This is a genomic window from Streptomyces prasinopilosus (assembly GCF_001419695.1).
Lineage (GTDB): Bacteria > Actinomycetota > Actinomycetes > Streptomycetales > Streptomycetaceae > Streptomyces > Streptomyces prasinopilosus.
On record NZ_LIRG01000536.1, the window covers coordinates 1 to 6,333 of the forward strand.

At 70.3% G+C, this 6,333-nt stretch carries 9 protein-coding genes; all 9 read right to left on the reverse strand.

Annotated features, from left to right (window positions below; translation table 11 throughout):
• Positions 1–27 precede the first annotated feature (27 nt).
• Positions 28–1,017, reverse strand: a complete 990-nt coding sequence (dapD, locus tag AOK18_RS21340; protein WP_055572476.1) for a 2,3,4,5-tetrahydropyridine-2,6-dicarboxylate N-succinyltransferase — start codon at positions 1,015–1,017, stop codon at positions 28–30.
• A 97-nt stretch (positions 1,018–1,114) separates the two neighbouring features.
• Positions 1,115–1,690: a TetR/AcrR family transcriptional regulator gene (locus AOK18_RS21345; protein WP_055572477.1), complete on the reverse strand. Its 576-nt coding sequence runs from the start codon at positions 1,688–1,690 to the stop codon at positions 1,115–1,117.
• Positions 1,690–2,010 carry a DMT family transporter gene (locus AOK18_RS21350; RefSeq protein WP_055572478.1) on the reverse strand — a complete coding sequence of 107 codons (321 nt, stop codon included), beginning with the start codon at positions 2,008–2,010 and terminating at the stop codon, positions 1,690–1,692. Before AOK18_RS21350 ends, AOK18_RS21345 begins: the two co-directional genes overlap by 1 nt.
• Positions 2,011–2,159: 149 nt before the next feature.
• Positions 2,160–2,492, reverse strand: a complete 333-nt coding sequence (locus AOK18_RS21355; protein ID WP_055572479.1) for a metal-sulfur cluster assembly factor — start codon at positions 2,490–2,492, stop codon at positions 2,160–2,162.
• Complete coding sequence (gene sufU, locus AOK18_RS21360; RefSeq protein ID WP_055572480.1) at positions 2,489–2,953, reverse strand: Fe-S cluster assembly sulfur transfer protein SufU; 465 nt, start codon at positions 2,951–2,953, stop codon at positions 2,489–2,491. Before sufU ends, AOK18_RS21355 begins: the two co-directional genes overlap by 4 nt.
• Positions 2,954–2,972: 19 nt before the next feature.
• On the reverse strand, positions 2,973–4,244 hold the full coding sequence (locus tag AOK18_RS21365; protein WP_055572481.1) for a cysteine desulfurase: 1,272 nt from the start codon (positions 4,242–4,244) through the stop codon (positions 2,973–2,975).
• Positions 4,241–5,005: a Fe-S cluster assembly ATPase SufC gene (sufC, locus tag AOK18_RS21370; protein ID WP_055695400.1), complete on the reverse strand. Its 765-nt coding sequence runs from the start codon at positions 5,003–5,005 to the stop codon at positions 4,241–4,243. The genes AOK18_RS21365 and sufC overlap by 4 nt, the downstream gene beginning before the upstream one ends.
• Positions 5,006–5,012: 7 nt before the next feature.
• Entirely contained in the window at positions 5,013–5,330 is a 318-nt protein-coding gene (locus tag AOK18_RS21375) for a non-heme iron oxygenase ferredoxin subunit (RefSeq protein WP_055572483.1), read from the reverse strand.
• A partial coding sequence (sufD, locus tag AOK18_RS21380; RefSeq protein WP_055695401.1) for a Fe-S cluster assembly protein SufD occupies positions 5,327–6,333 on the reverse strand: 1,007 nt, incomplete at its 5' end. The genes sufD and AOK18_RS21375, both read right to left, overlap by 4 nt.

The following is a 6,333-nucleotide window of genomic DNA, read 5'->3' on the forward strand; positions in this document are numbered from 1 at the left end:
TGCCGTACGGCAGGCGGCCGCCGTCGGTCAGTTGTGGCTGTGCAGCACGTCGTTCAGGCCGCCCCAGACCGCGTTGTTCGGGCGGGCCTCGACCGCGCCGCTGATCGAGTTGCGGCGGAAGAGGATGTTCGAGGCGCCGGACAGCGCACGGGCCTTGACGACCTCGCCGTCGGGCATGGTCACGCGGGTGCCGGCGGTGACGTAGAGGCCGGCCTCGACGACGCACTCGTCGCCGAGCGGGATGCCGACGCCCGCCTCGGCGCCGATCAGGCAGCGCTCACCGATGGAGATGATCACGCTGCCGCCGCCCGACAGGGTGCCCATGGTGGACGCGCCGCCGCCGATGTCGGAGCCGTCGCCGACGACGACGCCCGCGGAGATGCGGCCCTCGACCATGGAGGTGCCGAGGGTGCCCGCGTTGAAGTTGACGAAGCCCGCGTGCATGACCGTGGTGCCCGAGGCGAGGTGCGCGCCGAGGCGGACCCGGTCCGCGTCGGCGATGCGGACGCCCTTGGGGACGACGTAGTCCGTCATGCGGGGGAACTTGTCGACGGACGTGACGGCCAGGTGCAGGCCCTCGGCGCGGGCGTTGAGCCGCGCCTTCTCGACGTCGTCGACGGCGACGGGGCCGAGCGAGGTCCAGGCGACGTTCGCGAGGAAGCCGAACATGCCCTCCAGGTTCTGGCCGTGCGGCTTGACCAGACGGTGCGAGAGCAGGTGGAGGCGGAGGTAGACGTCGTGCGCGTCGATCGGCTTCTCGTCGAGCGAGGAGATGACCGTGCGGACCGCGACCACTTCGACGCCCCGGCGCGCGTCCGGTCCGATCGCCGCGGTCGCGCCGGTCCCGAGGAGTTCGGCGGCCTGCTCGGCGGACAGCCGTTCGGTGCCGGACGGGCCGGGCGCGTCGGAGAGTTCGGGGGCGGGGAACCAGGTGTCGAGGACGGTCCCGTCGGCGGTGAGGGTGGCGAGGCCGGCGGCCACTGCGCCGGTGGTGCTCTGAGCAGTCGAGTCGGTCATGAGGGAAACCTAACCGGCGCGGGCCCGGCGACGCGAACCGGTGCCGCGCCGTCCCGGATGCCGGGCGGGCCGCCCCGGAGGGGGAAGCGGTCCCAGGTCACAGCGGTGCGCCGGCGTCCTCTCCGTGCCGGGGCAGGATCCGCCCCAGCATCTCCCGCGCGTACTCCTCGTCGTACGGCGTGCCGGTCAGCAGGGCCTGGAGGCAGATGCCGTCCATCAGCGCGACCAGGGCGCGGGCGGTGACCGGGTCGGTGCGGCGGGACAGCAGGGCGGCGACGTCCTCGCACCACTCGGCCGCGACGGGGCGCAGAGCGGGCCGGCGCAGGGCCGCCAGGTACAGCTCGTACTCCAGCTCGACGCCGGTGGGCCCGCCGTCGGCGGACCCCAGCCACTGGCCGAGGAGTCCGGCGAGTTCGGCCGCCAGGTCGGTGCGCGGGTCCTCCAGGCCGCCGTGCGCGGCGACCGCCTTGGCGAACCCCTCGTTGGTCCGGCGCAGCGCGGCGACCAGCAGTTCGTCGAGGGTCTTGAAGTGGTACGTCGTGGAGCCGAGCGGCACGTCGGCCTCGGCGGCGACGCTGCGGTGGCTGAGCCCCGCGATGCCGCTCCTGCCGACGACGCGGATCGCGGCCTCGATGATCCGCCGGCGCCGCTCGGGGTCGTACCGCCGGGCCATCAGTGCGCGCCGCCGAGGTTGAGCACGACCACGCCCACGATGATCAGCGCGATGCCGGCGGCCTTGGCCGCGGTGAGCCCCTCCCCCATGAACAGGATGCCGATCGCGGCGATGGCGGCGGTGCCCACCCCGGCCCAGATGGCGTACGCGGTGCCGATGGAGAGGGTGCGCAGCGTCTGGGCGAGCAGGCTGAAGGAGACCACGTAGCCGGCCAGGGTCAGCAGCGAGGGCCAGAGCCTGCTGAAGCCCTCGCTGTACTTCATGGCGGTGGTGGCGCCCACCTCCGCGGCGATCGCCCCGGCGAGCAGAAGGTATCCCATGCGTACGAGCGTACACAACGATGCGTACACCCGTACACAACATGTGGCCCGGCCCGGGACACGACGACGGCCCCTGGTGTCCGCGGTCCACTGGAACTCCCAGTGGACCGCGGAACCAGGGGCCGTCCCGCGGCCGTGCGGCCGGTGTCTCAGACGTTGAAGCCGAGTGCCCTCAGCTGGTCGCGGCCGTCGTCCGTGATCTTGTCGGGGCCCCACGGCGGCATCCACACCCAGTTGATGCGCAGCTCGTTGACCAGTCCGTCCGTGGCGGACTTCGCCTGGTCCTCGATGACGTCGGTCAGCGGGCAGGCCGCGGACGTCAGGGTCATGTCGATGGTGGCCACGTTGGTGTCGTCGACGTGGACGCCGTAGATCAGGCCGAGGTTGACGACGTCGATGCCCAGTTCGGGGTCGACGACGTCCATCAGGGCCTCGCGGACCTCCTCCTCGGAGGCCGGCTTCATCTCCACGGTCTCGCTCATGCCGTTGTCCTTTCGGCGTCGGGGCCCAGGGCCTGGGCTGTCGCGTCCTTCCACGCCATCCAGCTGAGGAGGGCGCACTTGACGCGGGCGGGGTACTTGGACACCCCGGCGAACGCGACCGCGTCCTCCAGGGTCTCCTCCATCGCGTCGTCGGGCTCGACCTTGCCCTTGGACTGCATGAGTTCCAGGAAGGTCTCCTGGATCCGCCGCGCCGCGGCGAGGTCCTTGCCGACCAGCAGGTCGTTCAGCACGGAGGCCGAGGCCTGGCTGATGGAGCAGCCCTGCCCCTCGTACGAGACGTCACTGATGGTCGTGCCGTCGTACTTCACCCGCAGCGTGATCTCGTCGCCGCACGTCGGGTTGACGTGGTGCACCTCGGCGTCGCCGTCCCGCAAGCCCCGCCCGTGCGGGTTCTTGTAGTGGTCCAGGATCACTTCCTGGTACATCGAATCCAGCTTCATGCGATCGCTCGTCCGTCCCTCAGCCGAAGAAGTTCCGTACGTGCTCCAGGCCGTCGACCAGGGCGTCGATCTCGGCCGGGGTGGAGTACAGATAGAACGACGCTCGCGTGGTCGCGGGAATTCCGTACCGCAGGCAGACCGGCCGCGCGCAGTGGTGGCCGACCCGGACCGCGATGCCCTGCTCGTCGAGGACCTGGCCCACGTCGTGCGGGTGGATGTCGCCGAGCGTGAACGAGATCGCGGCGCCGCGGTCCTCGGCCGTGGCGGGACCGATGATGCGCAGGTCCGGTACCTCGGTGAGCCGCTTGACGGCGTACTCGGTGATGGCGTGCTCATGGGCGAGGATCTTGTCCATGCCGATGGCCGACAGGTAGTCGATCGCCGCGCCGAGCCCGACCGCCTGGGCGATCGGCGGGGTGCCCGCCTCGAACTTGTGCGGGGCCGGCGCGTAGGTCGACGAGCTCATCGACACGGTCTCGATCATCTCGCCGCCGCCGAGGAACGGGGGCAGGTCCTCCAGCAGCTCCTGGCGGCCCCACAGGACGCCGATGCCGGTCGGGCCGCACATCTTGTGGCCGGTGAAGGCCACGAAGTCGGCCTGGAGGGCCTGCACGTCCATCGGCATGTGCGGGGCTGCCTGGGAGGCGTCGATGCACACCAGCGCGCCGACCTCCTGGGCGCGGCGCACGATCGCCTCGACCGGGTTGACGGTGCCCAGGATGTTGGACACCAGCACGAAGGAGACGATCTTCGTCTTCTCGGTGATGACCTCGTCGATGTTCGACAGGTCGAGGCGGCCGTCGTCGGTGAGGCCGAACCACTTCAGCTTCGCGCCGGTGCGCTGCGCGAGCAGCTGCCACGGCACGATGTTGGAGTGGTGCTCCATCTCCGTGATGACGATCTCGGTCTCGTGGTCCACCCGGTAGGGCTCGTCGGCCCAGCCGAGCATGTTGGCCACGAGGTTGAGCGACTCCGAGGCGTTCTTGGTGAAGATCACCTCGTTGCGGGAGGGCGCGTTGATGAACTCCGCGACCTTGTCGCGCGCGCCCTCGTACAGCGCCGTGGCCTCCTCGGCGAGCACATGCACACCGCGGTGGACGTTGGCGTTGTGGCGCTCGTAGTACTCGGCGAGTGCGTCCAGCACCTGGCGCGGCTTCTGCGAGGTCGCCGCGTTGTCCAGGTAGACGACCTTCCGTCCGTCGTGGACCTGGCGGTCCAGGATCGGGAAGTCCTTGCGGATCGCCTCGCCCAAGAGGTTGGGCACGGTGAGGAGGCCCGGCAGCTGTGTCACGCGGATGCGCCACCCTTCGCGTATGCCTCGTAGCCCTCGTTCTCCAGCTTGTCGGCGAGCTCGGCACCGCCGGACTCGGCGATCCGCCCGTCGGCGAACACGTGGACGTGGTCGGGCTTGATGTAGCGCAGGATGCGCGTGTAGTGCGTGATCAGCAGGGTGCCGACCTCGCCGGACTCGCGGACGCGGTTGACGCCCTCGGAGACGACGCGCAGCGCGTCGACGTCCAGGCCGGAGTCGGTCTCGTCGAGGATCGCGATCTTCGGCTTGAGCAGCTCCAGCTGGAGGATCTCGTGGCGCTTCTTCTCACCGCCGGAGAAGCCCTCGTTGACGTTGCGCTCGGCGAAGGCGGGGTCCATGTGGAGGCGCTCCATGGTCTCCTTGACCTCCTTCACCCAGTGGCGCAGCTTGGGGGCCTCACCGCGGATGGCGGTGGCGGAGGTGCGCAGGAAGTTGGAGACGGAGACGCCGGGGACCTCGACCGGGTACTGCATGGCCAGGAACAGGCCGGCGCGGGCGCGCTCGTCGACGGACATCTCCAGGACGTCCTCGCCGTCGAGGGTGACGGTGCCGCCGGACACGGTGTACTTGGGGTGACCCGCGAGCGCGTAGGCGAGGGTCGACTTGCCGGAGCCGTTGGGGCCCATGATGGCGTGCGTCTCGCCCTGCTTCACGGTGAGGTCGACGCCCTTGAGGATTTCCTTCGTGGCGTTGTCGGCCTCGACGGTGACGTGGAGGTCTCGGATTTCAAGCGTTGCCATGGGTGCCTCAGGACTCCTGGGTGACGGAGACGAGCACGTCGTCCCCTTCGATCTTTACGGGGTATACGGGGACGGGGCGCGTGGCCGGAAGACTGTCGGGCTTGCCCGAGCGCAGGTCGAAGCGCGAGCCGTGCAGCCAGCACTCGATGTGGCAGTCGTCGACCTCGCCCTCCGAGAGGGAGACGTTCGCGTGCGAGCAGATGTCGTTGATCGCGAACACCTCGCCCCCGGTGTGCACGAGGGAGACCGGCGTGCCGTCGAGCTCCACCCTCTTGGGGGTGTCCTCCTCCAGCTCACTCAGTCCGCAGGCGCGTTGGAAGGTCATCCGACCGATGCCTCCAGCTCCTCCTCGATCTTGGCGATCAGGCGCTCCTCGATGTCCGGGACGCCGATCTGCTGGACCAGTTCGGCGAAGAAGCCGCGGACCACCAGGCGTCGGGCGTCCTGCTCGGGGATGCCGCGGGCCATCAGGTAGAAGAGCTGTTCGTCGTCGAAGCGGCCGGTCGCGGAGGCGTGGCCGGCGCCGACGATCTCGCCGGTCTCGATCTCCAGGTTGGGCACGGAGTCGACGCGGGCGCCGTCGGTGAGAACCAGGTTGCGGTTCATCTCGTAGGTGTCGGTGCCCTCCGCCTTGGCCTGGATGAGCACGTCGCCGATCCACACGGCGTGCGCGTCGTCGCCCTGGAGCGCGCCCTTGTAGACGGCGTTGGACGTGCAGTGCGGAACGTTGTGGTCGACCAGGAGGCGGTGCTCCTGGTGCTGGCCGGCGTCGGTGAAGTACAGGCCGAACAGCTCGGCCTCGCCGCCGGTGCCCGCGTAGGCCACCCGGGGGTGCAGCCGGACCAGGTCGCCGCCGAAGGTGACGACGACCGACTTGAAGGAGGCGTCGCGGCCGACGAGGGCGTTGTGCTGGGCGACGTGCACGGCCTTGTCGTCCCAGTCCTGCACGGAGACGACGGTGAGCTTGGCGCCGTCGCCGAGGACGTACTCGACGTTGGCGGCGAGCACCGCGTCACCGGTGTGGTCGATGACGACGACCGCCTCGGCGAAGGCTCCGAGCTCGATCACCTGGTGGCCGTAGGCGGTGCCGCCCTCGCCGTGCACCGCGATGCGGATCGGCTCGGTGAGCACGGTCTCCTTCGGCACGGTCACGACCGAGGCCTGCTCGAAGGCGCTGTACGCCTGGGCGGCGACGCGGTCCACCGGCTTGCCGGCCCGGCCGAGCCGCGCGTCGTCGCGGCCGACGACCTCGACGCGGACGCCCTCGGGCGCCTCGACGGCGGTCTTGACGCCTTCGCCGGTGGCGACGGCGTCAAGACCGCCGTCGA

Coding starts and splice junctions, on each gene's coding strand:
- dapD (WP_055572476.1), bottom strand. CDS start 1,017: ATGACCGACTCGACTGCTCAGAGCACCACCGGCGCAGTGGCCGCCGGC.
- AOK18_RS21345 (WP_055572477.1), bottom strand. CDS start 1,690: ATGGCCCGGCGGTACGACCCCGAGCGGCGCCGGCGGATCATCGAGGCC.
- AOK18_RS21350 (WP_055572478.1), bottom strand. CDS start 2,010: ATGGGATACCTTCTGCTCGCCGGGGCGATCGCCGCGGAGGTGGGCGCC.
- AOK18_RS21355 (WP_055572479.1), bottom strand. CDS start 2,492: ATGAGCGAGACCGTGGAGATGAAGCCGGCCTCCGAGGAGGAGGTCCGC.
- sufU (WP_055572480.1), bottom strand. CDS start 2,953: ATGAAGCTGGATTCGATGTACCAGGAAGTGATCCTGGACCACTACAAG.
- sufC (WP_055695400.1), bottom strand. CDS start 5,005: ATGGCAACGCTTGAAATCCGAGACCTCCACGTCACCGTCGAGGCCGAC.
- AOK18_RS21375 (WP_055572483.1), bottom strand. CDS start 5,330: ATGACCTTCCAACGCGCCTGCGGACTGAGTGAGCTGGAGGAGGACACC.